27 protein-coding genes are annotated in these 24,307 nt (G+C 57.6%); 8 read left to right on the forward strand and 19 right to left on the reverse strand.

The annotated features are described in order from the left end of the window. The first annotated feature begins 84 nt into the window (after window positions 1-84). Window positions 85-1,680 (forward strand): GMC family oxidoreductase, encoded by a 1,596-nt coding sequence (locus AC2FH2_RS10955; RefSeq protein WP_271950774.1) that lies wholly within the window; start codon window positions 85-87, stop codon window positions 1,678-1,680. A gap of 583 nt (window positions 1,681-2,263) precedes the next feature. Here AC2FH2_RS10955 and infB read toward each other — a convergent pair. The 6 genes from infB to pip all read right to left on the reverse strand — a co-directional run bounded on the left by infB (window position 2,264) and on the right by pip (window position 9,556). Next, window positions 2,264-4,741, reverse strand: coding sequence for a translation initiation factor IF-2 (gene infB, locus AC2FH2_RS10960; protein WP_496713918.1), 2,478 nt, complete (start codon window positions 4,739-4,741; stop codon window positions 2,264-2,266). Window positions 4,742-4,749: 8 nt separating this feature from the next. Further along, entirely contained in the window at window positions 4,750-5,373 is a 624-nt protein-coding gene (locus AC2FH2_RS10965) for an RNA-binding protein (RefSeq protein ID WP_142638257.1), read from the reverse strand. Window positions 5,374-5,395: 22 nt separating this feature from the next. Beyond that, window positions 5,396-7,009 carry a transcription termination factor NusA gene (gene nusA / locus AC2FH2_RS10970; protein WP_271950779.1) on the reverse strand — a complete coding sequence of 538 codons (1,614 nt, stop codon included), beginning with the start codon at window positions 7,007-7,009 and terminating at the stop codon, window positions 5,396-5,398. After that, window positions 7,009-7,599, reverse strand: coding sequence for a ribosome maturation factor RimP (gene rimP / locus AC2FH2_RS10975; RefSeq protein ID WP_142638261.1), 591 nt, complete (start codon window positions 7,597-7,599; stop codon window positions 7,009-7,011). Before rimP ends, nusA begins: the two co-directional genes overlap by 1 nt. Before the next feature lie 161 nt (window positions 7,600-7,760). Beyond that, on the reverse strand, window positions 7,761-8,582 hold the full coding sequence (locus AC2FH2_RS10980) for an ABC transporter substrate-binding protein (protein WP_496823552.1): 822 nt from the start codon (window positions 8,580-8,582) through the stop codon (window positions 7,761-7,763). Then, window positions 8,579-9,556 carry a prolyl aminopeptidase gene (gene pip / locus AC2FH2_RS10985; protein WP_142638265.1) on the reverse strand — a complete coding sequence of 326 codons (978 nt, stop codon included), beginning with the start codon at window positions 9,554-9,556 and terminating at the stop codon, window positions 8,579-8,581. The genes AC2FH2_RS10980 and pip overlap by 4 nt, the downstream gene beginning before the upstream one ends. 48 nt (window positions 9,557-9,604) lie before the next feature. Between pip and ubiG the strand changes: the two genes are divergently transcribed. Continuing rightward, window positions 9,605-10,351: a bifunctional 2-polyprenyl-6-hydroxyphenol methylase/3-demethylubiquinol 3-O-methyltransferase UbiG gene (ubiG, locus tag AC2FH2_RS10990; RefSeq protein WP_281995591.1), complete on the forward strand. Its 747-nt coding sequence runs from the start codon at window positions 9,605-9,607 to the stop codon at window positions 10,349-10,351. Window positions 10,352-10,747: 396 nt separating this feature from the next. Here ubiG and AC2FH2_RS10995 read toward each other — a convergent pair whose 3' ends face one another. The 4 genes from AC2FH2_RS10995 to AC2FH2_RS11010 are packed head-to-tail and all read right to left on the reverse strand — an operon-like array spanning window position 10,748 to window position 13,057. Beyond that, entirely contained in the window at window positions 10,748-11,188 is a 441-nt protein-coding gene (locus tag AC2FH2_RS10995) for a MarR family winged helix-turn-helix transcriptional regulator (protein WP_142638269.1), read from the reverse strand. Between the two features lie 15 nt (window positions 11,189-11,203). After that, the gene (locus AC2FH2_RS11000) at window positions 11,204-12,034 is read right to left on the reverse strand and encodes a carbon-nitrogen hydrolase family protein (protein WP_496689855.1); all 831 of its coding nucleotides are present in this window, start codon (window positions 12,032-12,034) and stop codon (window positions 11,204-11,206) included. Beyond that, window positions 12,034-12,291: a glutaredoxin 3 gene (grxC, locus tag AC2FH2_RS11005; RefSeq protein WP_142638273.1), complete on the reverse strand. Its 258-nt coding sequence runs from the start codon at window positions 12,289-12,291 to the stop codon at window positions 12,034-12,036. Before grxC ends, AC2FH2_RS11000 begins: the two co-directional genes overlap by 1 nt. Before the next feature lie 37 nt (window positions 12,292-12,328). Then, on the reverse strand, window positions 12,329-13,057 hold the full coding sequence (locus AC2FH2_RS11010) for a ComF family protein (RefSeq protein ID WP_496743309.1): 729 nt from the start codon (window positions 13,055-13,057) through the stop codon (window positions 12,329-12,331). A gap of 16 nt (window positions 13,058-13,073) precedes the next feature. Here AC2FH2_RS11010 and AC2FH2_RS11015 point away from each other — a divergent pair, with 16 nt between their 5' ends. After that, window positions 13,074-13,904, forward strand: a complete 831-nt coding sequence (locus AC2FH2_RS11015) for a methyltransferase domain-containing protein (RefSeq protein ID WP_271950789.1) — start codon at window positions 13,074-13,076, stop codon at window positions 13,902-13,904. Window positions 13,905-13,961: 57 nt separating this feature from the next. After that, on the forward strand, window positions 13,962-15,011 hold the full coding sequence (gene hemH, locus AC2FH2_RS11020) for a ferrochelatase (RefSeq protein ID WP_281995589.1): 1,050 nt from the start codon (window positions 13,962-13,964) through the stop codon (window positions 15,009-15,011). A gap of 75 nt (window positions 15,012-15,086) precedes the next feature. Here hemH and AC2FH2_RS11025 read toward each other — a convergent pair whose 3' ends face one another. Both AC2FH2_RS11025 and AC2FH2_RS11030 read right to left on the reverse strand, forming a co-directional pair. Next, a complete protein-coding gene (locus tag AC2FH2_RS11025; RefSeq protein WP_142638281.1) occupies window positions 15,087-15,269 on the reverse strand; it encodes a hypothetical protein in 183 nt (60 codons plus the stop codon). 139 nt (window positions 15,270-15,408) lie between these two features. Next, window positions 15,409-16,008 (reverse strand): L,D-transpeptidase, encoded by a 600-nt coding sequence (locus AC2FH2_RS11030; RefSeq protein ID WP_142638283.1) that lies wholly within the window; start codon window positions 16,006-16,008, stop codon window positions 15,409-15,411. A 168-nt stretch (window positions 16,009-16,176) separates the two neighbouring features. On the opposite strand from AC2FH2_RS11030, the gene dalA reads away from it, so the two are divergent. Then, window positions 16,177-16,692, forward strand: a complete 516-nt coding sequence (gene dalA / locus AC2FH2_RS11035; RefSeq protein ID WP_142638285.1) for a divisome-associated lipoprotein DalA — start codon at window positions 16,177-16,179, stop codon at window positions 16,690-16,692. Window positions 16,693-16,740: 48 nt separating this feature from the next. Here dalA and AC2FH2_RS11040 read toward each other — a convergent pair whose 3' ends face one another. From AC2FH2_RS11040 to AC2FH2_RS11070, 7 genes are all read right to left on the reverse strand, one after another. Beyond that, complete coding sequence (locus AC2FH2_RS11040; protein ID WP_142638287.1) at window positions 16,741-17,205, reverse strand: PTS sugar transporter subunit IIA; 465 nt, start codon at window positions 17,203-17,205, stop codon at window positions 16,741-16,743. 60 nt (window positions 17,206-17,265) lie between these two features. Beyond that, window positions 17,266-17,829, reverse strand: a complete 564-nt coding sequence (gene hpf / locus AC2FH2_RS11045; protein WP_142638289.1) for a ribosome hibernation-promoting factor, HPF/YfiA family — start codon at window positions 17,827-17,829, stop codon at window positions 17,266-17,268. 252 nt (window positions 17,830-18,081) lie between these two features. Next, the gene (gene lptB / locus AC2FH2_RS11050; RefSeq protein WP_142638291.1) at window positions 18,082-18,840 is read right to left on the reverse strand and encodes an LPS export ABC transporter ATP-binding protein; all 759 of its coding nucleotides are present in this window, start codon (window positions 18,838-18,840) and stop codon (window positions 18,082-18,084) included. After that, window positions 18,840-19,292: an LptA/OstA family protein gene (locus AC2FH2_RS11055; RefSeq protein WP_142638458.1), complete on the reverse strand. Its 453-nt coding sequence runs from the start codon at window positions 19,290-19,292 to the stop codon at window positions 18,840-18,842. The genes lptB and AC2FH2_RS11055 overlap by 1 nt, the downstream gene beginning before the upstream one ends. A 42-nt stretch (window positions 19,293-19,334) precedes the next feature. Further along, window positions 19,335-19,934 (reverse strand): LPS export ABC transporter periplasmic protein LptC, encoded by a 600-nt coding sequence (locus tag AC2FH2_RS11060; protein WP_142638293.1) that lies wholly within the window; start codon window positions 19,932-19,934, stop codon window positions 19,335-19,337. Between the two features lie 11 nt (window positions 19,935-19,945). Further along, window positions 19,946-20,914, reverse strand: a complete 969-nt coding sequence (locus AC2FH2_RS11065) for a KpsF/GutQ family sugar-phosphate isomerase (protein WP_496713916.1) — start codon at window positions 20,912-20,914, stop codon at window positions 19,946-19,948. Then, window positions 20,911-21,525 (reverse strand): ribonuclease D, encoded by a 615-nt coding sequence (locus tag AC2FH2_RS11070; protein WP_271950800.1) that lies wholly within the window; start codon window positions 21,523-21,525, stop codon window positions 20,911-20,913. The genes AC2FH2_RS11065 and AC2FH2_RS11070 overlap by 4 nt, the downstream gene beginning before the upstream one ends. Window positions 21,526-21,686: 161 nt before the next feature. On the opposite strand from AC2FH2_RS11070, the gene AC2FH2_RS11075 reads away from it, so the two are divergent. The 3 genes from AC2FH2_RS11075 (at window position 21,687) to AC2FH2_RS11085 (ending at window position 24,262) form a co-directional block, all read left to right on the forward strand. Then, the gene (locus AC2FH2_RS11075; RefSeq protein WP_496823556.1) at window positions 21,687-23,006 is read left to right on the forward strand and encodes an MFS transporter; all 1,320 of its coding nucleotides are present in this window, start codon (window positions 21,687-21,689) and stop codon (window positions 23,004-23,006) included. Window positions 23,007-23,061: 55 nt separating this feature from the next. Then, window positions 23,062-23,490 carry an Lrp/AsnC family transcriptional regulator gene (locus AC2FH2_RS11080; RefSeq protein ID WP_142638301.1) on the forward strand — a complete coding sequence of 143 codons (429 nt, stop codon included), beginning with the start codon at window positions 23,062-23,064 and terminating at the stop codon, window positions 23,488-23,490. A gap of 73 nt (window positions 23,491-23,563) precedes the next feature. After that, window positions 23,564-24,262 carry a lytic transglycosylase domain-containing protein gene (locus AC2FH2_RS11085; protein ID WP_142638303.1) on the forward strand — a complete coding sequence of 233 codons (699 nt, stop codon included), beginning with the start codon at window positions 23,564-23,566 and terminating at the stop codon, window positions 24,260-24,262. Window positions 24,263-24,307 lie beyond the last annotated feature (45 nt).

Below are 24,307 nucleotides of genomic sequence, written 5' to 3' on the forward strand. Positions count from 1 at the left end.
TGAGACGTTTTGTATCAAAAAAGGCTAGTATATTTCTCGCATCTTGCATAGAGTTTTTTTCAGTCGCGTCGGGAGGAGACAGTTATGGAAGTCGATTATGCGGTAGTCGGAGCAGGATCTTCGGGCTGTGTCATTGCCAACCGTTTGAGTGCTGATCCCAATACGACCGTCGCATTGCTGGAGGCTGGCGGTCGCGACACCAACCCGTGGATTCACATTCCGGTCGGTTATTTCAAAACAATGCACAACCCGTCGGTTGACTGGTGCTATCGCACTGAACCCGATCCGGGGCTTAATGGACGATCCATAGACTGGCCACGAGGCAAGGTGCTGGGCGGCTCATCCTCGCTGAACGGGCTGCTTTATGTCCGCGGCCAGAAAGAAGACTACGATCGCTGGCGGCAAATGGGCAATGAGGGATGGGGGTGGGACGATGTCTTGCCCCTGTTTAAACGTTGCGAAGATCAAGAACGCGGTGAAGATGAGTTTCACGGCATTGGCGGGCCTTTGTCTGTTTCGAACATGCGCATTCAACGCCCCATCTGCGACGCCTGGGTTGCCGCAGCACAGGTTGCAGGCTACGCGTTCAATCCCGACTACAATGGCGCCGAACAAGAAGGCGTAGGTTATTTCCAATTGACCACACGCAACGGTCGTCGCTGCAGCGCGGCTGTGGCTTATCTCAAACCCATTCGAAGTCGTCAGAATCTTAACATCATCACCAACGCATTTGTGACGCGCGTGGTTTTGGACGGGAAAAAGGCGACCGGGCTGGTTTACCGTGACAGGTCAGGGGTCGAGCAAACTCTGAAGGTTCGACGCGAGATTATCCTGTCTGGTGGCGCGATCAATTCGCCCCAGATCCTGATGTTGTCGGGGATTGGAGACCCGGACCACCTCAAAGAAAACGGAATCGAACCGCTTCACGCCCTGTCTGGCGTTGGTAAGGGCTTGCAGGATCATTTACAGGCGCGCCTGGTGTTCAAGTGCAATGAACCAACACTGAATGATGAAGTCCGCAGCCTCTTCAATCAGGCGCGCATCGCTCTGAAATATGCACTGTTCCGTGCCGGGCCTATGACAATGGCGGCCAGCCTTGCCACCGGCTTTATGAAAACGCGCCCGGATGTAGAGACACCCGATATACAGTTTCATGTCCAACCCTGGTCCGCTGACAGCCCGGGCGAGGGCGTACACCCGTTCTCGGCCTTTACAATGTCGGTCTGCCAGCTGCGCCCGGAAAGCAGGGGGGAGTTGCGCCTGAACGGCCCCGATCCGTCCAAACATGTCAAGATCATACCGAACTACTTGTCCACAGAAACAGATTGCAGGACCATAGTCGATGGCGTGAATATCGCGCGGCGAATTGCCAAGAAAAACCCTTTGGCCTCGAAGATTTCGGAAGAGTTTCGACCAACAGAAGATCTGAATTGCAATGACTATGACGCTACGCTGGATTGGGCCAGGTCGAATTCGACCTCAATCTACCACCCAACCGGCACCTGTGCGATGGGAAGCTCTGAGGCATCTGTTGTCGATCCTAAACTAAGGGTTCACGGACTAGAAAATCTGCGCGTGGCCGATTGTTCGATCATGCCCGAGATCGTCAGTGGCAACACCAACGCACCGGCAATCATGATCGGGGAAAAGGCGAGCGATTTGATAATCGCGGATGCCTGACAGGCCCTCCATCTTGCCTGTGTGCGATGCAGAATGCCCAAAACACCCGCAACCGATGGATCGGTGTGCCAGTCGCGCAAGCTCAAGCTGTTCTGTTGATTATGTCTGATCGCAACTCGCACTTTGCCAACTCTTGTCTCATGACTGACCGTGATCTGGGAGGGCGACTCTTGGTCAACGATCTGTGCAGCATCCAGCTCAGATTTTGACGTCAAACCAATCTCGCGAAACATGCATAAGCGGTCGCGGACACTACTTGCTTTTCCAATAGTTCAAATCGGAACCTCCACTTTCCTATTTTTGGCGTACAAGTACTTCACTTGCAGAGAGATATACACAGCACGTGGTCGCGAGCCTGAGCCTGGCTACGGGCACTGCGTCGGTGAACCCTATTGGCCGCTAAGTCCGCATAGCCGACAGCAACCTAGATTTACTTTGCCTCTTGAACCAAGGCTACCCGGTGCGACTTGATGATTAACCTCAGAAAAACTCGCGCTAAAAGTCAAAGGCTCACGTCAGCTCTCCAAAAGAAAAACAGCGGCCCGTTGGAGCCGCTGTTTTCCGAATTTCAGTTCTGTCCGGATCAATCCAGTGTCCGGGTGACCTCTTCGCGCTCGAAGATTTCGATGACGTCGCCGGCGCGGATATCGTCGTAGTTCTCGAATGCCATACCGCATTCCTGACCCGACTGAACCTCGGCCACTTCGTCCTTGAAGCGCTTCAGCGTTTTCAGCGTGCCTTCGTGGATCACGACGTTGTCGCGCAGCAGGCGGACACCTGCGGAACGACGCGCCACGCCTTCTGTAACCAGACAGCCAGCAACCTTGCCAACGCCCGTAACCTTGAAGACTTCGCGGATCTCGGCATAACCGATGAACTTTTCGCGGATCTCGGCGCTCAACAGGCCTGATGCGGCGGCTTTCACGTCGTCGACCAGATCGTAGATCACCGAGTAGTAGCGGATTTCCACGCCCTTTTGGTTCGCGGTGTTCCGGGCTGAAGCATTGGCACGCACGTTGAAGCCCAAGATTGGGGCTCCGGACGCTTCCGCCAAGCCGACATCCGTTTCGGTGATCGCGCCGACGCCTGAATGCAGCACCCGCACGCGTACTTCGTCGTTGCCGATCTTCTCCATCGCCTGAACGATGGCTTCGGCAGAACCCTGCACGTCCGCTTTCATCAGAATTGGCAGCTCGGTGACGTTTTCGTCTTCCTTGGCCTTCTGCATCAGCTGTTCAAGGGTGGTTGCGGCACCGGCGGCGGCGCGTTTGTCCTTGGCGGCCTGTTCACGGTAGGCTGCGATTTCACGCGCCTGCGCTTCAGTCTCGGTCACGTTCAGAACGTCCCCGGCCTCGGGCGTGCCATTCAGACCCAGAACCTCAACCGGAACCGAGGGTCCTGCCTCTTTGACGCGTTCGCCCTTGTCGTTGATCAGCGCACGGACTTTACCGTATTGCTCACCCACAACAAAGATATCGCCCTGACGCAATGTACCGGTTTGAACCAGAACGGTAGCAACAGGTCCACGGCCCACATCCAGCTGCGCCTCGATCACGGCACCCTGGGCGGCGCGATTCGGGTTGGCTTTCAGCTCAAGAATTTCGGATTGCAACGCGATGGCTTCCAGCAGCTCGTCCAGACCCTGACCGGTGATGGCGGACACTTCGACGTCCTGAACCTCACCCGACATTTTCTCAACGATGACTTCGTGCTGCAGCAGATCGGTGCGCACCTTGTCCGGGTTTGCGTCCGGCTTGTCGACCTTGTTGATCGCAACGATCATCGGGACACCCGCCGCTTTGGCGTGGTTGATCGCCTCGATCGTCTGCGGCATCACCGCGTCATCCGCAGCAACAACCAGAACCACGATATCCGTGACCTGTGCCCCGCGCGAACGCATCGAGGTAAAGGCCGCGTGGCCCGGTGTATCCAGGAAAGACAGCGTTGTGCCGCCATCGGTTTTCACCTGATAAGCGCCAATATGCTGGGTAATACCCCCGGCCTCACCCGCCACAACGCGAGCGTCGCGGATCGCGTCCAGCAACGAGGTCTTACCGTGGTCAACGTGACCCATGATGGTAATGACCGGCGGACGCGACTGCAGATCGCCTTCGCTGTCTTCGATCTCTTTGATGACGTCCTCGACGTCAGAGGCCGAGACGCGCGTGACCTTGTGGCCAAATTCTTCGATGATCAGTTCCGCAGTATCAGCGTCAATGGTCTGGTTCTGCGTGACCATCATGCCCATGTTCATCAGCGATTTGACAACGTCCGCGACACGCTCGGCCATACGGTTGGCCAGCTCGGACACGACAATCGCCTCGGGCAGCTGTACGTCGCGGATAACCTTTTCCCGCTCGACCGCGCCGCCCATGGCTTTCTGACGCGCGCGCTCTTGCTTACGCTTCATGGCTGCCATCGAACGCTGACGATTACCTTCACCACCGGTCGCCTGACCCAGAGTCAGCTTGCCTGAACGGCGGTTATCGTCACGGCCCTTGGTGCGCGCGCCGCGCTGTTCACGCTCGCGATCCTGCTTGCGTGGCGTTGCTGCAGGCGCAGGCTTGCTGGCCGGGCTGCGGGCGGCTTTTGGCTCTTCTGGAGTCGGGGTCGCCGCGACACGCTTAGCGGCATCTTCAGCCTCTTTGCGCTTGCGTTCTTCCTCTTCGGCCTTGGCGCGCGCGCGTTCTTCGGCCTCGCGCTGTTCGCGCTCTTTGGCCTCTAGTTCCGCACGGCGACGGGCACGCTCTTCCTCGCGCGCTTTTTCAGCGGCCTGACGCTCGGCGGCCTCTTCGACCTCACGCGCCTTGGCAGCCTGCAGCGCCTTCATCCGGCGCGCCATTTCCACGTCGGAAATCCCGGCTGGACGACGCGACGGATCACCTGATGGCGTAGCTCCACCACCGGTTTTGGCCGCACCCGGCTTGGGGACCACCACGCGCTTGCGTTTGGTTTCCACCACGACATTCTTGGTACGTCCGTGGCTGAAACTTTGTTTCACATTTCCGGGGCGCGCCCCGCCACGAAGACCCAATGTCTTTTTGCCGTCACTATCGCTCATAAAGCTTCTTACCCTTCCGCGCGGCCCTTGCCGCCGTCATCCGTTTCGCGCAAGCCATGCAGGCGCTGCGCTTCCTCTACAACACGTTTGGCGAGTCCGCCAGAGGCCAAGGCCGCATGAATCACGGTTTGGCGCCCAAATGCCGCCCCAAGTTCGTCTGCGGTCAACCAGCCGATGTATTTCCCAAAGTGCGGCGTGCTGAGTTTCGACTTGCCGCGCCCCGATCCATCGGACGCCTGAAGCAATATCTGGGCCTCTTCCCGGTCCAGCATTGCCTTGACCTTTTCATAGCCAGCAACCGCATCACCGGACTTGCGCGCGAGGCTCAAAAGCTCGATCACGCGCCGCGCAATCTGCTTTTCAACCTCATCGGCCAGATCCTTTGACACAGTGACCTGCGCCTTGAACCCCCGCGCGAACAATTTCTTGCCAATGGCTTTGTCCAACGCGCTGCGGTCAGCCGAGACATAAACACCGCGCCCCGGCAGTTTTGCCGCGACATCAGGAAAGACCTGACCGTCTGGCCCGACCACAAAGCGGATCAGCCCATATCTAGGCTGAACCTCGCCAGTGGCAATGCACTTGCGTTCGGGTCCGTCAGACCGATCCTTATGGACGCCACCGCGACCCATGTGCGCCACCCGAAGCCTGCGATCAGGCCTCGGCTTCCTCGTCGGCCGCTACGCCGTCTTCTTCAGCCTGCTCCAGTTCGGCAGGATCAACCCAGCCCAACATGATGCGTGCGGTCATGACCAGATCCTGTGCCTCTTCCAGCGTTATGCCAAAAGGCTCCAGAACGCCGTCATCCTTGATACGCTCACCATCAACTGTGGTCCAACCACCAGCCAGTTCCCAGTCAGCGCAGGTGGCAAAATCTTCCAACGTTTTCACGTCGTCCTTGGCCAGCGCTTCTACCATCTGGGGTGTCAGACCTTCGAATTCAATAAGGCTGTCCTCGACACCCAGCTCACGCGCTGCATCCAGCGCCGCTTTGGCCTGTGCTTCCAGGTGTTCACGCGCACGGGTCTGCAGTTCCTGCGCGGTGCCATCGTCGACGCCGTCAATGACCAACAGCTCGTCGAGCTCGACATAAGCGACTTCTTCCAGGTTGGTAAACCCTTCCGAGACCAGCAGTTGCGCAAAGAACTCGTCCAGATCCAGGCTTTCCATGAACAGGCTGGTGCGGGCTTCGAATTCTTTCTGACGGCGCGCCGATTCTTCGGCCTCGGTCATGATATCAATGTCCAGATTGGTCAGCTGGCTGGCCAAACGCACATTCTGACCGCGACGGCCAATGGCAAGGCTCAGCTGTTCTTCGGGAACCACAACTTCGATCTTGCCCGCTTCTTCATCCAGAACAACCTTGGACACCTCGGCAGGCTGCAGCGCGTTCACCAGGAAGGTGGGCTGATCTTCATTCCATGGAATGATGTCGATCTTTTCGCCCTGCAGCTCATTCACGACGGCCTGCACACGGCTGCCGCGCATACCAACGCAGGCACCGACAGGGTCGATCGAGCCGTCATAGGAAATGACAGCGATCTTGGCGCGCGATCCGGGATCACGAGCAACAGCTTTGACCTCGATGATGCCGTCATAGATTTCCGGCACTTCCATCTTGAACAGTTCAGCCATGAATTCAGGCGCGGTGCGCGACAGGAAGATCTGGTGGCCACGAACCTCGCGGCGAACTTCCTTGATATAGGCGCGCACACGGTCATTGGGGCGATAGCTTTCTCGGCCAATCTTGTCGTTGCGGCGCAGAACAGCCTCGGCACCACCCAGATCGACGATGACATTGCCAAATTCTTCGCGTTTGACCGCACCGTTGATGATGGTGCCTGCACGATCCTTGAAGTCTTCGTACTGGCGATCGCGCTCGGCTTCGCGGACCTTCTGCAGAATCACCTGCTTGGCGGATTGCGCCGCGATCCGGCCCATTTCGACCGGAGGCACTTCTTCGACATAGACGCTACCGACTTCCGGCGCTTCCATGTATTGCTTGGCCTGCTCAACGGTCATCTCGGCCTGGTAGTTCTCAAGCTCCTCATCCTCAACCACGGTGCGGACGCGGGTAAAAGTCGCCTTGCCGGTCTTGCGGTCGATGCTGACGCGGATATCCATCTCGGCGCCGTAGCGACTTTTGGCGGCACGGGCGAGCGATTCTTCCATCGCTTCGACAACCAGACCGGGGTCGATCATCTTTTCGCGGGCCACGGCCTCGGCGGTCTGCAGCAGCTCCAGCTGGTTGGCTGAGGTGATTGCCATCAGTTCGTCTCCTCTTCGGACCCTTCGGTCTCAATCTCGTCGAAAGCGTTTTCGTTCAGGGCACCGGCGTCCTTGCGCTGGCGCAGCATCTCTTTGATCAGATCATCGGTCAGGACCAGCTTGGCATCGCTTAGCCAGTCAAACTGCAAGCCGATGGTGATTGTCTCATCTCCCTCGGAGATATTGATCAAAACCTCATCGCCTTCGATCCCGGCCAGCTCACCTTTGAAGCGGCGGCGGCCGTCGATCAGTTCGGCGGTTTCAATCTTTGCCTCATAGCCCTCGAACATCTCAAAATCCTTGAGACGTGTCAGAGGCCGGTCGATGCCGGGGCTGGACACTTCCAGCGCATAGGCGTCAAGGATCGGATCTTCGACATCCAGTGTGGCACTGACTGCGTTCGATATCTCGGCGCAATCATCCACTTCGATGCCACCATCGGGCTTGTCGGCCATGATCTGCAAGGTGGTCTGCTTGCCGCTCATCAGGCGGATACGGACCAGCTCATACCCCAGATCTTCGATCACTGGGGTGATGATCTCGGCCAGTCTCCGATCGATGGCAGCTTTGGCTATCAGTTCGTTTGTCATCAGCTACTCTACCCTGTCAGTCGGGCACAAAAAAACGGGCGCGCGGCCCGTCGAAATTCCCGGTGGAGCCCCAGACCAGAAGTCTGACACGCCGCTGTTGCAACTGCATATACGCAGGGTTTCCCGAGTCTGCAACCCCCGGCAGGAACCCTGACCGGAATTTACGCCAACCACCACCGTTCAGCGATGCGTCCGTCGTCCAGCGCGCGCGCGCCGCCGATCTGCTGGGGCATACCAACATGAGCAGCAGCAGCCAGCGCAATATCCGATTCGCTGGGGTGAAGGCGCTGACCGCGCAGTCCATTCAAGCCTTCGGATGATGGCAGGGCAGCAATATCCACATAGCCATCCCGCAATGCTTCGGCCCGGACGCGGGCATCAGGAATGACGATAATCTCAAAAGTATCCGCCCAGCCGGCCTGAGTGCTCTTATAATGGTCAACGACTTTGCGGCCCAGAAAGTGGCGATCATCCTCAGCCCGTTCGACACGGTAGCATCCGGTGCCATTGGCGATCTGCAGCGGTTTGACGCTATGACCAGCCCGCGGGATGACAAATTGACTTTCGGCCAGCAGGAAAGGCAGGCCGGGATTAGGTTTAGCCAGTTCAAGGTGCAGCCGGTTAGGGGCCAGCGCTTCGGCGCGCCCGACTTCGGCCAAAACCGCCATCACATCAGCGATATCCAATGCTACGCCGTCGTGGAACACCGCATCATCGCGCAGATCAAACGTCCAGATCCGGGCATCCGTATCGGTCTGCCATCCTGTTGCCAGCTCACCTCGCAAGGTACCGTCTGGTGCGATTTCGGTCAGCGTGTCAAACACCGCCCCCCGTGCAACCTGTTCAAGACTGTCGTCACGCGGCACCGCAAGCCGCAGGGTTCCGCCCGGCTTGGGCGTATTCGCCAGTGAGGCGCCTGTTGCCGCCAACAGCGCCGCAGCGGCACCTGATGCAAACAACGCGCGGCGGTCAATGCGGGTCATGCTACCCCCTCGGCCACGCGGTTCATAATGCGGACCAGTTCGGCACTGATGCCGGGTTCAGACAGGGCATGGCCTGCCTGACGGACCATCTTCAATTCGACATTCGGCCAACGCTCGGCCAGGTTCCAGGCAGAATGCGGTGGGCAGATCATGTCATAGCGGCCCTGAACGATATGGCCGGGAATATGAGCGATCCGATCCATCTGCTCCAGAATCTGCCCGTCCTGATCAAGGAAAGCCCGATTGATGAAATAGTGATTCTCAAGCCGGGCAAAGGCGCGCGCATACTCACCCGGGCTTTCTCCGGTGGATCCGTTCGAATGGATTGACGCCAGCGCATTTTCCCAAGCGGACCAGGCCCGTCCGTACAGAACCTCAGTCGCCCGATCCCCTGAGAACAGACGTTTGTTATAGGCCCCAATCGTGTCGGAAAGCTCAGTCTCGGAGAGCAGAGCGGTGAACTTGGACCATTGCTCGGGCCAGAACTTGCCCGCGCCACCACCATAGAACCAGTCCAGCTCGGCCTGCGTTGCCAGAAACACGCCGCGCAATATCAGCCTATTCACCCGGTCGGGATGCGCCTGCGCATAGATCAACGCCAGGGTTGCGCCCCAGCTTCCACCGAAAACGGCCCAGTCACTGATGTTCAACAGGGTGCGCAGCCGTTCGATATCGGCCACCAGATGCCAGGTTGTGTTGTCTGTGACCGACGCGTGCGGGCGCGAGCGTCCACAGCCTCTCTGATCAAACAGAATCACCCGAAAGACGTCCGGATCGAAATAGCGCCGCATTGCGGGGCTGCATCCGCCACCTGGGCCTCCGTGCAACACGACCACCGGCAGGCCATCCGGATTGCCGCATTGTTCCATATAGATAAGGTGACCATCGCCCACATCGACCATTCGCTGATCGAACGGGTCGATCGGCGGGTAAAGATATTGCACTGCGCGCTTTTGGTCCGGGTACTTGTCCATTATGGCCCTATATAGTCCTTAAACGTAAAAGAGCATACGGAGACAGGAATGCAAGCGCATCCGAACACGGTAGACCCGTCCGAGATCGCAAAATTCGAGGCGATGGCCGCCGAATGGTGGGACCCGCATGGGAAATTCAAGCCCCTGCATATGCTGAACCCCTGTCGTCTGGATTATATCACACAGCAAATCGCAGGCGAATTTGACCGTGATCTGAAGGCCCCGCGCCCGTTCGAGGGCCTGCGCCTGCTGGATATCGGATGTGGAGGAGGCTTGCTGAGCGAACCCATGGCTCGCCTTGGCGCCGAGGTCGTGGGCGCCGATGCCGCCGAGGGCAACCTGCCCGTCGCCCGCATCCATGCCGAGCAATCGGGGCTTGGGATCGACTATCGCCACACCACTGCCGAGGCTATGGCCGCCGCAGGTGAGCAGTTTGATGTGATTCTGAACATGGAGGTGGTCGAACATGTGGCCGACCCGCTCAGCTTTCTGACAGCCACGCGGGATTTGCTGAAACCAGGCGGACTTGAGATTTGTTCGACCATCAACCGCAATCCGAAATCCTATGCGATGGCCATCTTTGGTGCCGAGGTGATCATGCGCTGGCTGCCGCGCGGCACGCATGAGTGGAACAAGTTCATCACCCCTGACGAGTTGTTCGACCTGTTGCGTCAAGCCGGGTTGGACCCGGTGGACCGCAAGGGTTTCGTGTTCAACCCGATACTATGGAGCTGGTCGATCTCGAACCGGGATTTGAGCGTGAATTATGTGACGGCGAGCGTGAAGCCGGGGTAAATTCTACACTACGATGAAAATAATAAGTAACTGGACAAATAAGTGGTTTCTTCCGCTCTATGATCGAAACCCGTTTATTGGAAGCGTGTTGGGCCTAGCGTGCATGTTTATTGCGCTCGTTGCGATTAGCGTGTTGATGCTTGCGATTAGAGAGATCACCGGAATAGCGATACCAATTACCGAGTTTGTATTGGCACTTCTTGTCATCATGTTGATGAAACCAATGTTTATGGTGATGTGCCTAGCGTGCGAATTCCTATGGAGGAACTTTGGAGTTTACTCTCTTCTGAAAGTTAAGGGTTGCCCTATTCGCAACAGCTATGAGCCTAAGGACTAGAGAAAGTCGTCTCGCGCCTTCAAAATTCCAGTACTGGCGCAGAACATCGTTTCCCGCCCTTACTCCCCTTCCAACTGCAACCGCAAATCCCGCAGTACGGGCAGGGTGCTGCGGACCCGCTCCAGCCCCAGCTCTCCGACCACGCGGTTGATCAGCGGCGCAATGGAGGAGATCGCCTGATCCCGAGCACTCCGCCCAGCGGGGCTGATAGCGACCATCTTGCGGCGGGCGTCGTCCCAGTCGGGGCGGATGTGGATATATCCGGCCCATTCCAGCTTGGCCAAGGTATTGGTCATGGCACCTCGGGTCACGTGAAACGTATCGGCTAGCTGTGCCGGGCTGCGTTCGTTGCCGACAAAGACAAGATGGTTCAAAACCGAGAAATGCGAAATTTCCATGCCCCTGGGCAGCACTCGGCTGAGCCGGTTACGCAATAACTGGTCTGCGGTCAGGATCTCGCTGAACAGCGTGACCGCGAGGGCATTGGTATCGTTTGTCATAGTCCAGATTCTGGATCAGGGGCCGTCAAAGGGACGGACATGTGTCAGCGAAGGCACGCGGCTTCGTGCTTCTGTAACAGAACTATCATCCAAATTGAAAAAGTGAATGCCCTGATCGGTCCCTGCGTCGATGACGACCTCTCCCCATGGGGCAACGACCATGCTGTGACCGTAGGTTTTGCGGGTCTTTCCCCTGGTTTTAGGGTGTTCACCGGTCTGCGCCGGGGCCAACACCCAGCATCCGTTTTCAATCGCCCGCGCCCGCAACAGCGACTTCCAATGGGCCTCACCCGTGACCGGTGAAAAAGCGGCTGGAACCGTCAGAATGCGCGCTCCAGCCTGCGCCAGAGATGCGTACAGTTGGGGGAAGCGGATATCATAACATATACTCAGACCCACCTTGCCGAAATCTGTCTCGGCTATGACCGCTCGTGTGCCGGGACGGTAGTTTTTGGACTCGCGAAACGTCTCGGCCTCGGACACCTGCACGTCGAACATATGGATCTTGTCATACCACGCCACGATCTGCCCCTGAGGATCAATCATGAAGGACCGATTGGCAAACCGACCATCCGCATCATGTGTTTTGATCGCCAACGAGCCGATCAATAACCAGATCCCCAGGCTCGCGGCCTGCTCGCGCAGCCCCGCAAGTGTCAGGTCGTCTTCTTCGTATTGCAGGATTTCCCGCTGCCGTGTGGAGGAGGTGGACACGCAATTCGTCACCTCGGGCGTCAGAACGAACCGCGCACCCTGCCCTGCCGCTTCGGACATCAGGGCGCGCACCATTTTCAGGTTTTCAGCCGGATCATCCGACGAGGTGATCTGAAGCAGGGCGCTCTTCATCAGGCCGCCAGCAAACCGTCCAGCTTGCCTTGACGTTCCAGCTCATACAGGTCGTCGCATCCGCCCACATGCTGCGATCCGATAAAGATCTGGGGTACGGTGCGCTTGCCACCGGCGCGCTGGATCATTTCAGGTTTGCGTTTTGGGTTCCTCAGCACATCGACTTCCTGAAACTCGACGCCCTTCTGATTCAACAGCCGTTTTGCAGCGTGACAGAAGCCACAGAGCGGCGAGGTATATATTTCTACCGATTTCATATTCCGTACCTTTGGGTTTCGCACAATCCTGGGCGAGTTAGGTATCCTTGGCAACGCGCGCTAGGGTCAACACAAAAATATGATTTGCCCCGGATGCACGACAGACACGTGCACATGAGGTCAATGTTGCGCCTGATGTCATGACATCATCGACCAGCAGAATATCGCGCCCCTGCATCTGCCGAAGCCGCCTGGGATGCGCTGCAATCGCATTCTCCAGCGTTTCCATGCGCTGTGCGGCTGTTTTTCCATCCAAAACCGGCGTTCTTGTCCGTCGGACCAGAAGGTCCGGACAGGCCTCCAACCCGGTTTGCCGCCCCAGATGCTGCGCCAACAGGGCGGATTGGTTGTACCTGCGTTTCAGCAACCGGGACCAATGCAGCGGTACCGGCGCGATCAGCATGTTCTCGCGAAACAAATCCCGACCCGCCAGGGCCATCCAGCGCGCTGCAGGGCGTGCAAGCTCGGGCCGGTCCCCATGTTTCAGAGCCAGAATCAGGGATCGCGCCTTGCCATCATACAAAAGCGCAGACCGCCCATCGCGCCAGGGGCGCGGCGTTTTCATACAGTCATCACATTCGATTCGGTGGCCATCAGCCTCACCCGGCAAGGGCACGCCGCAGCTTTCACATACAGCGCCACCGATAAAGGGCGTTTCACGCCAACAGGAGCCACAGAGGCCGAAATCCGCCTCGGTCAAATCACCGCATCCCAGACAGCGCGGGGGATAGATCATCTGGACAGCGGTTTGAATCCGCTGCCACATGCGATAGTTGCGCCCTATGAAACTGCCTGATTCCAACGCACCCTCACTGTTCGACCGCGCAATCCTTGCACGGCGTCGGTCCCGCGCACGGGAAGATGCCTTGTTCTTGCACCGCGCCGCAGTTGACGAGGTTCAGGATCGGCTCGCCTTGGTTAATAAAAGCTTTACGGACCCGGCGATCGTGACCCCTTTTGCGCAAGTCTGGCAGGATGTGTTGCCAATGGCGCGGATCATCCCGGATAACGAGGTGCTGGACCTGACCCCCGGTGCCCATGATCTGGTGATCCATGCCATGGCTTTGCACTGGGCCAATGATCCGGTTGGGCAGTTGATCCAGTGTCACCGCGCGCTGCAGCCTGATGGGCTGTTGCTGGTGATCTGTCTGGGCGGTGAAACCCTGCAGGAACTGCGCGCCGCACTTGGGCAGGCCGAGGTTGAGGTCACGGGCGGCCTCAGCCCCCGCATCGCGCCTATGGCCGAGCTGCGCGATCTGGGCGGGTTGCTGCAACGCGCCGGACTGGCCCTGCCGGTTGCTGATACCGCGCGGCTGACGGCGGAATATCGCGATCTGACCCACCTGATGCATGACCTGCGGGCAATGGGTGAAACCAACAGCCTGCAAAACCGCATGAAACACCCCACAAACCGGCAGGTCTTTGCCCGGGCGCAAGACATCTATGCCAATCATTTCAGCACTGATCAGAAACGCCTCAAGGCAACATTCGAGCTGGTCTGCCTAACTGGCTGGTCGCCCGATGAAAGCCAGCCAAAACCGCTGCGTCCGGGCTCGGCCCAGATGCGGCTTGCGGATGCTCTGGGCGCAAGCGAAGGCAAACTGTCCGATTGACGAATGCGGAATTCCGGTTATCTCAGCCCGAAGCAAAGACATCTCAGGAAGTGAAACATGTTTGACGCCACACGCCCCGATCATGCCCCGGCGGATCACCCCAAAGTCAAAACGGGCCGCGTCGGCATCCTGCTGGCCAATCTCGGCACCCCCGACGATTACAGCTATTGGCCCATGCGCCGTTATTTGAACGAGTTTCTGTCGGACCAGCGCGTGATCGACTATCCCAAGTGGAAATGGCAACCAATCCTGCAGGGGATCATCCTGACCAAACGGCCCTTCAGCTCGGGTGAGGCGTACAAGTCGATCTGGAACCACGACAAGGGCGAAAGCCCGCTGATGACGATCACCAAAGAGCAGACCGCCAAGATGCGGGACGCGATGACGGAACGCTATGGCGACAGGGTCATGGTCGAGTTCTGCATGCGCTATGGTAACCCATCGACCAAATCAAAGGTCCGGGAAATGGTCGCAGCGGGCTGCGACCGGATTCTGTTCTTTCCGCTTTACCCGCAATACGCAGGCGCCACGACGGCCACGGCCAATGATCAGTTTTTCCGCGCCCTGATGGATGAAACGTGGCAACCCGCCAGCCGTACCGTGCCCGCCTATTTTGACGAACCCGCCTATATCGACGCATTGGCGGGCTCGGTTGAAAAGGCCTATGCCGCGATGGTGGACAAACCGGACATACTGGTCTGTTCCTACCACGGCATGCCGGAACGCTACTTGCAACAAGGCGACCCCTATCACTGCCAATGCGCAAAAACGACTCGGTTGCTGAAAGAAAGGTTGGGCTGGTCTGACGACCAGCTTGTATCGACCTTCCAGTCACGATTCGGCCCGGAAGAATGGCTCAAGCCATATACGGTCGACCATGTGGCCGAGTTGGCAAAACAGGGTAAGAAGAAGATCGCCGTTATCGCACCAGCGTTTTCCTCCGATTGCATCGAAACGCTGGAAGAGATCAACGAAGAGATCAAAGAGAGTTTTGAGGACGCGGGCGGCGAAAGCTTTACCTATATCCCATGCCTGAACGATGACGAATCGCACATAGCGGCCCTGGGCAAGGTGATCGAGGATAATTTAAAGGGTTGGCTGGACTAAGCCACCCAGTCGACTAGGCACAAAAAAAGGCGGTGGAAAGCTCCACCGCCTTTTCTTTAGATATCGCTTGTCGAATTAGCTTGCTGCAACAGCTGCGGCAACAACAACCAACAGGATCAGCGGCAGGATGATGCCGTTTGACGAACCCTGAGTTTCTTCAACAACAACAGGTGCTTCAACAACCGGCTCTTCCAGGTTGCCTGCATAAGCGGTCGAAGCAGCAGCAGTCAGTGCAGCGGCGAGAACGAGTTTCTTCATATTAACCTCCAGGATACGCACGGTTCCGTATAGTGAAACCATGCACTCAAGACTTACCTCGTGTTTTTTTCTAATCAGCTATCCAACTGGAATGCAAATGGAAGTTGCGCCACAAGCGGGTACCTGCGCGGAAATGTCGTCAAATTAGCAACACTTGCGTGCCAACCCTGGCCATTGAGAACAGTTCGGCAATATCGTTGTTGAAAAGACCGATGCACCCATTCGAAGATCGGCGCCCAATTTTGCGCGTATCATGGGTTCCGTGAATTCGGTAATATTTCCAGCTTAGATATAAAGCATGTGTTCCCAGAGGGTTATCCGGACCCGGCGGGATATAGTCTGGCCATTCCGGATTTCTTTTCTTCATCGAAGGTGTTGGCGACCAGCTTGGGCCCTCGACCTTGCGGATCACACTGGTCCGGCCGCGGCGCGTCAGCTCTTCGGTCAGGGGAACCGACGACGGGTATAGTTTGTACACCGATTGATCGTCAGACCAGTAATGCAGCGCCCGCGACACTGTATCGACAAGGATAGCGCCGTTTTTCGTGTTGGAAAAATAGGGCTGCCAGTCCAGCGCCCTGAAGCCAGAGATGTTACGGCGCACCGCGGGTTCGTCCTCGGGTGCGGGGCGCAGCGGGTCTCCGGGGGTGTATTGGGCAATCGCAGGCGAGGCGACCAGAGCCGAGACACCCGCGACGAATCCGCGTCGGGTTGTATGAGTAATGCTTTTCTTGACCATGATCGCAGGTCCTTTTCACAGAAAATCTAAAAATCCCCTGCATTTTATTGCCAGAATGCTTCAGTCGCAATTGAAACCGGCAGAATCACGCAGAACAAAGCCATTGTGCGTTTGCCCACAGCCTTCTGTCACGCTATGCCGTATGGCAACACAATAATCAGGTCGATCATGACGCGTATCATTTCATTACTGTTTGCTAGCTTTATTGCACTGGCCGCCTGTACGCCGGGTGGATCCCCAACCTATGGGGCAGATGGGCGCCCCCTGCCAACGGTGTACAAGATCCGTGGCAATCCAGAAAAGCTGCAATTCCGGATGTTGGATTCGGTTAACGCCCTCCGCCAGGCATCGGGCCTTCAGCCGGTACAACTGAATGCTCAGCTCAATGCCGCGGCCGCCACCCATTCCAAGGATATGGCGCGACAGAATCGGCCCTGGCACTTTGGCTCGGACGGATCTTCGCCGTTGGATCGGGCGACGCGCGTCGGCTATTACGGCACCTTCCTCGGCGAGGCGATCTCGGAAACCTATGAGACCGAGACCGAAACGCTGGCCGCCTGGATGCAGGAACCCGGACCGCGAAATGTCATCATGGATGCCAAAGCCACCCAGATGGGCTTTGCCTGGCACCAGGAGAACGGCGGGAAGATCTGGTGGACCCTGGAAATGGGAACCGGTGGTTAAAACGCAAAAGCCCCCGAAAACCGGGGGCTATTTTTGCCTTTGGGGCAGTTAAGCCGCCTGGACCGACTGCGCCTCGGTCAAAATTGCATAGAGCTTGACCGGATCAGGATTGGCGCGCAGCTTTGCGCAAACCGACGTATTGCGCAGCGTTCTGGACACCAGCGCAAGCGCCTTTAGGTGGTCCACGCCCGCCTCTTCCGGGGCAAACAACGCAAAAGCGACATCAACCGGCTGGCGGTCTACCGCACCGAAATCAATCGGCTTTTCCAGCATTACGAAAACGCCAGCCACTTCGGCGAGATCACCCAGCCGCGCATGTGGCAGGGCAACTCCATGACCAACGCCTGTTGGGCCAAGGCTCTCCCGCTCGAGCAGGCCATCCACAACAACCTGCGCGTCAAGACCAAGGGCCCCCTCGGCAACATCGCCGATTTCCTGAAACAACCGCTTCTTGCTGGAAGCGGCGGACAATACACGTACCGCCTCGGGCTTCAGTATGCTCGAAAGCTCCATGATCACGCTCCATGGCCTTGCCCCTGCTTGCGCAGGGGCTTGCCTTGCTATTCTTGCCTGTTACGGATCAATCCAGCCGATGTTGCCGTCCTCACGGCGATACACGACATTCAATCCGTCCTTGTTTTCATTCCGGAACACCAGCACCGGGGCGCCGGCTAGTTCCATCTGCATTACGGCTTCACCAACACTCAACGATGGGATCTTGGTTTCCATCTCAGCCACGATCATCGGCTGCAGCGATTCAGGTTCATCAGCCGACTCTGATTCGTCAGAGGCGAGGATATAAGAGGAAGCACCAAAGAGTTCAACCGGCTCGGATCGGTCCTTGTGATGGTCCTTGAGGCGGCGCTTATACCGGCGCAACTGCGTTTCCATCTTGTCACAGCAGGCCTCGAATGCTGCGTAGATTTCGATAGCGTGGGCCTTGGCCTGCGCAGTCAGGCCGGTCGAAAGATGCACGGTGGCTTCGCAAACATACTCATGCGCAGAACGGGAAAAGACGACATTGGCGTCGGTCGGGCGCTGGGCATATTTTCCAACAACCTCCCCTAGCTCGGTCTGCACATGGGTCTGCAGTGCCTCGCCGATGTCGATCTGTTTTCCGCTAATTTGGTAACGCATGTGATCTCCTTCACAATTCACACCCATTTTGACGCCGCGTTACGCAGCGCACGTGTTTTTATCGGGTGGGGGATATCGGCATATTCCGCAGTTGCTGAGAAACGTACCCCTTAGCAAAGGTGCACCGCGATCCCGACTGGAACTGAAGAAATGCCATAACCCAATTGAGGCAAGAGACGGCGGCAGAGTCAATCAAAACAGGCGTGTATATACGTGATTTCAGCCATGCGCTGGGCGCAATTCCGCGCAAGCCTATGAAATACGGAAGTTTTCGCCCAAATAGACCCGGCGGACATTTTCGTTCTCGACGACTTCATCCGGCGTGCCCGACATCAGTACCTGACCATCATGCAGGATATAGGCCCGGTCCACGATTTCCAGTGTTTCGCGCACGTTATGGTCAGTGATCAGCACGCCGATGCCGCGCTTTTTCAGGTCCGCTACCAGATGGCGGATATCGCCGACGCTGATCGGGTCTACGCCTGCAAACGGCTCGTCCAGCAACAGATATTTCGGATCAGCCGCAAGACAACGGGCAATTTCGACACGGCGACGCTCGCCACCGGACAATGCCAATGCCGGGGCGCGGCGCAGATGTTCGATCGAAAAATCGGACAACAACTCTTCCAGCCGCTCTTTCCTGCGATGGCTGTGCTTCACGGTGATGTCCAGAACGGCGGCAATGTTGTCCTCGACACTCATCCCGCGGAAAATCGACATCTCTTGTGGCAGATATCCGATCCCAAGCCGCGCGCGCCTATACATCGGCAGGGTCGTCACGTTTTGGCCGTCAATGGTCACAGTGCCAGCTTCGGGAAAGACAAGCCCGGCGACCGAGTAGAACGTTGTGGTCTTGCCTGATCCGTTCGGACCCAACAAGGCAACCACCTCGGACCGGCCCAACGTCATCGAGACTTCGCGTATCACGGTCTTCTTACGGTATGATTTCCGCAGTTTCTCGATCCTGAGGCCGGAACCGCCTTCGGCCACAGACAAATTCGGACGCTCCATCAGTTGCTATCCGGATTCAGAATGGTTTTGACGCGGCCAGTCATCTTTGCCGTTCCGGTCGTCAGATTGGCATTCATCTGATCGCCGCTGATAACGCTGGGGCCTTGCGTCAAAAGCACATTTCCGCGCATCACGATTTCGCCCGAGTCGATTGTGTATTCGGCCCAGTCGCCTTCGGCTGCATCAGGCGGGCTGACAAGAACCACATCATTTGTCGCCTCCATCCGCTCGATTCCGGACCTGTCGGCGTTGTAGATGACCAAGACCCGCTCGGCGGTCAGGCGCATCTCACCCTGCACGATCAGGACGTTACCGATAAACTCGGCCGTGCCGTCTTCTTGATTGACGTTTAGGGATTCCGAGGTGACCTCGACCGGCTGGCTTGGATCCGCCTTGGCTGACCCGAAGGCGACCTGCGTTTCCTGTGCCGACGCCGAAAAGGCACCGACCATCAGCGCAAAACTAACAACAGCAAATCGCAAATCAATCACGGCTTATCTTTCTGTTTTTTCAGGCTCGTATACCAGCTTAACACCATCTGTAAAAAGAATATGGACCGGCCCATCCTTTTTTTCGGTTCCAAATGTCATGCGTCCCGCGGAAAAATCTCCGATGATGCCGGTGCCATCGACCTGACCCGGAGTGTCGCCGCGGATTTCATCCAGAGAGGTATTCAGAAGATCAGTTCTGACCTGAATTCCGTCTGTCGTCGTTATCAGGACGTCCCCAACAAACGTTGCGGAATTCTTGTCCGGGCGGATCATACCGGAATTTGAATCCATCGTTATGACGCCGCCATTCAACAATCCCAACCGCCCTCTAAATTCGGCAGTCGTGGGCAATGACCCTTCGCGCCCCTGGGTCGCTTGGGCCGCCTGAATTTGAACTTCCTCGCCTTTTCTGGTTGTTCCAAGATAATGGGGTTGGGTCACCACTTGGTCGGCCAGACGTTCATCTATGTCTTTTTGGGTAAACGGAACGGACACGCTGGTTTCGATGCTGCGTGACAGCAGGAAAACCGTCGACAGCAGCACAATGGCTGCCAAAGGCAGCAACACCTTCAGAAATTGCACCATCCGGGAATGTCCGTCCATCGAACGCCCCTCTACCCCAAACCAACGCGCAGGCAATCGTGGATATGTAGCACGCCCAAGGCCTGGCGATCACTACCCTCCTCGACCACAAACAAAGAGGTGATCTTGCGGTCATTCATGATGGCCACCGCCTCTTCGGCCAACGCGCCGGGCGGGATGGTTGTTGGGTTCTGCGTCATCACCTGCTCGGCCGTTTTGCCCAGCAAGCCCTCCATATGACGCCGCAGGTCGCCATCGGTGATGATGCCCACCACCTGACCATGCGGATCGATAACCCCGGCAACGCCAAAGCCCTTGCGGCTGATCTCGATCAGCGCATCGCTCATGGGTGTTCCGACCGAAACCAGCGGCAACGCATCGCCCTTGTGCATCAGATCCTGCACCGTGCTCAGCTGTGCACCTAGTTTTCCACCGGGATGAAAGGCGCGGAAATCTTCGGGTTTGAAGTTGCGATACTTCATCAACGCTATCGCTAGCGCGTCGCCCATGGCCAAAGTCAACGTCGTGGAAATCGAAGGCACCATGCCATAGCCGCAGGCCTCGCCCAATGACGGGATCAAAAGATGCACGTCTGCCTGTTTCATCAGAGTGCTTTCCGGCTTGCTGGACAGGCCAATCAGTGGAATGCCAAAGCGGCGGGTAAAAGCCAGCAGGTTGGCAAGCTCTGGCGCTTCGCCCGAATTCGAGATGGCCAGAACCACATCGCCTTTTGAAACCATGCCCAGATCGCCATGACTGGCCTCGGCCGGGTGCACGAAATAGGCCGGTGTACCGGTGCTGGCCAGCGTGGCCGCGATCTTGTGCCCGATATGACCCGACTTGCCGATGCCGCTTATGATGATGCGGCCCGAGGCCTGCAAAATCAGCTGAACCGCTTGGGCAAAATGTTCATCCAGACCGTCGGCCAGTACCTCCAGCGCGCGGGCCTCGTCTGTCACCACCTGACGGGCGGTTCTCAGAAATGCTTCGGTATCAGTCATGAGTGCGCAAAAATATCCGTTTCTGGCCAACCGGCGAGATCGAGTTTCGCACGCATCGGCAAGAAGTCAAAACAGGCCTGCGCCATCTCGGTCCGGCTCTCTCGCGCCAGGCGCTTGTTCAACTCCTCCCGCAGGCGGTGCAGATACAGAACATCCGAGGCGGCATAGTCCAGCTGCGCCTCGCTCAACGTTTCGGCGCCCCAATCGCTCATCTGCTGCTGTTTCGAGATATCGACGCCGATCAACTCGTTGCACAGGTTTTTCAGCCCGTGCCGGTCGGTATAGGTGCGCACCAGACGGCTGGCGATCTTGGTGCAATAGACTGGCGCGGCTAACGCACCAAAGGCGTGATACATCGCGGCAATGTCGAAACGGCCAAAATGGAACAGTTTCAGCACATCCGGGTTTTCCAGCATGGCACACAAGTTCGGTGCCTCGGTCTGGCCCTTTTCGACCTGAACGATATGCGAATTGCCATCGCCGCCCGACATCTGGATCACGCAGAGGCGGTCGCGATGCGGGTTTAGACCCATGGTTTCACAGTCAATGGCCACCACCGGCCCCATATCCAACCCGTCCGGCAGGTCGTTTTTGTACAAATAGTTAGCCACCCGAGTATTCCTTTGCGCGGTATCGCCACCGAGATAGGCGCTTTATTCCCTAAACTCAACGCCATCCCTGTACGCCAGCCGGTTGCCGCTGTCGCAGTTGGTCAAGACCTAAATGAAGGTTTGGGGTGACAGAGCCTTTAGACTGCGGCAGATATCAATCAATGTTGAGCGTTCTTAGAAATCGGACCTATCGCCACCTGTTGGCCGCGCAGATCGTAGCCCTGACGGGCACTGGGCTGGCCACGGTCGCGCTGGGTCTGTTGGCCTTTGAACTGGCAGGGGATGCGGCCGGGCTGGTGTTGGGCACCGCGATGACCATCAAAATGGTGGCCTATGTCACGGTCGCGCCATTGGCGGCCGCGTTTGCCGAGCGGCTGGACCGGCGCAAGATGTTGGTGGTGCTTGACCTGATCCGTGCGGCGGTCGCGCTGTGTCTGCCTTTTGTGACCGAGGTCTGGCAGGTTTATGTCCTGATTTTCGTGCTGCAATCTGCCTCGGCCGGATTTACCCCTGCATTTCAGGCTACAATCCCCGATGTACTGACAGATGAGCGCGAATACACCCGCGCCCTGTCCCTATCGCGGATGGCATATGATCTGGAGAGCCTGCTAAGCCCCGTATTCGCCGCAGCCCTGTTGTTGTTGGTCAGCTTCAACAGCCTGTTCTGGGGCACCGCCCTGGGATTTGTCGCTTCGGCGCTGCTGGTGGTGTCGGTGGCTTTGCCATCACCCAAACCAAGTAAGCCGCGCGGGATATACGAACGGACAACACGTGGCATACGCATCTATTTGAACACACCCCGGCTGCGGGGCCTTCTTGCCCTGAGTTGGAGCGCGGCAGCACTCAGCTCAATGGTGATCGTCAACACTGTGGTCATCGTGCGATCAGATCTGGGGCTGTCGGAAAGCGCCGTTGCCGCTGCGCTGGCCGGTTTTGGTGGCGGCTCTATGCTTGCCGCTTTTATCCTGCCCCGGATGCTGGACCGGATCGAGGATCGAAAGGTCATGTTGGCCGGCGCCCTTCTGTGCTGCACCACCATGGCCGGGGCCGCCGCGATATTTGCGACAACCCCGCTGTCTTTGGGTCTGTTGATCGTTATGTGGGCCCTAGCTGGCTTTGGCTATTCCACCACGCTGACGCCGTCTGGCCGCCTGCTGACCCGCTCGGCCCATCCCGAAGACCGCCCCGCCGTCTTTGCGGCCCAATTCACGCTGTCTCATTGCTGTTGGCTGGTACTGTATCCTCTGGCAGGCGGGCTGATGACCCTGTTTGGGGCCACAACCGCCCTGAGCTTTATGGCGGCGATGTCCTTTCTTGGTATTATAGGTGCGGTCACCCTTTGGCCGCGTTCTGATCTGCATTCGGTGATCCACGACCATCCTGACCTGCCGCGTGATCACCCGCACATGTCCGGCCCGCCACCGCATGCTCACCCCGTCATAATAGACGACCTGCACCCCCGTATCCCGCGTGAGCCTTGAGCCCTGCTGTCGTTTTGCCCTAAACCGGAAAAACCAGACCCGCACCGGAGCGCCAATGGATCAGCTTGACCGCCGCATCATCTCAGTCCTGCAACATAATGCCCGCGAGTCGACCACAAAAATCGCGGCAAAACTGGGCGTTGCCCGGACAACCGTGCATGAACGCATCAGCCGGATGGAAGAACGCGGCATCATTGCCGGCTATTCCGTGATCCTGAACAGCCCCGAAGATGCCCCCCGCGTCCAGGTTGTCGTTCTGCTCGAGGTCCAACAGAAGGAAACCACCCGTATCATCAAGCGGCTCGAGGCCTATCCCGAGGTTAAACTCTGTCTTTCGATCAACGGTGACTTTGACCTGCTGTTGACCGCTGACGCGCCAAGGATCGAGGATCTGGATATTCTCGTTGATGATCTGGCACGAATCCCCGGTGTTCTGCGCACCAATACGAGCGTTGTTTTTGGCCGGCGGATTGATCGAATCTGATTGACTGATAACCCTCTGTAAACCAAGGCAAGGCTAGCGTGGCCCGGATTGATCAGAATCCCGGACCGGCAGAATGCCAAATCGCCTATTCATTGTCATAGCATGTGTTGCGTTGCTTCTGGCAGCGCGTCAGAGCTTTGCGGGCGCGGAGGCCCGGATGTCTCAGACATGTGATCAGGCCGCCCGCCGCGCGGCCCTCGCCCAAGACATACCGCTTGATGTTTTGCGCGCCATAACGCGGGTTGAAACTGGCCGCGCGATCAAAGGCCGACTTGAGCCTTGGCCATGGGCAATCAATGTCGAAGGGCGCGGCCATTGGTTCCGATCTGAGCAGGAGGCAAAAGCTTATGTCGCGGATATTTTCCAAGCCGGAAAGCGCAGCTTCGATATCGGGTGCTTTCAAATCAACTATCGCTGGCACGGGCAGGCCTTTCAGTCGATCGATGCCATGTTCGACCCCGAGACTAACGCCAGCTACGCGGCCCGGTTTCTGAAACAGCTATATTCCGAACTTGGGTCGTGGCCGGCAGCGGTGGGGGCCTATCACTCGCGAACCCCGGCTTTGGCCAAGACCTATTCCAGCCGCTACCAGATTGTTCATGCTCAGCTTGACCCGGGCACGGCGGTGCAAACTGCCCGCATGTCGCGTGATCCCTTCACACAACCCGCCGCACCGCTGTTCCCGGTGCAAATCACCCAGTTTCCGACGGGTGCGATGGGCTCTTTGATGCCAGCCGCGGACACCCAAACAGCCTTCATCGCCTTCAACTAGGAGAATTACGTGCCCAGACTTGACGTCCGCTCCCTGTTTTCTCCG

This window comes from Ruegeria sp. YTSA105 (genome assembly GCF_059610225.1).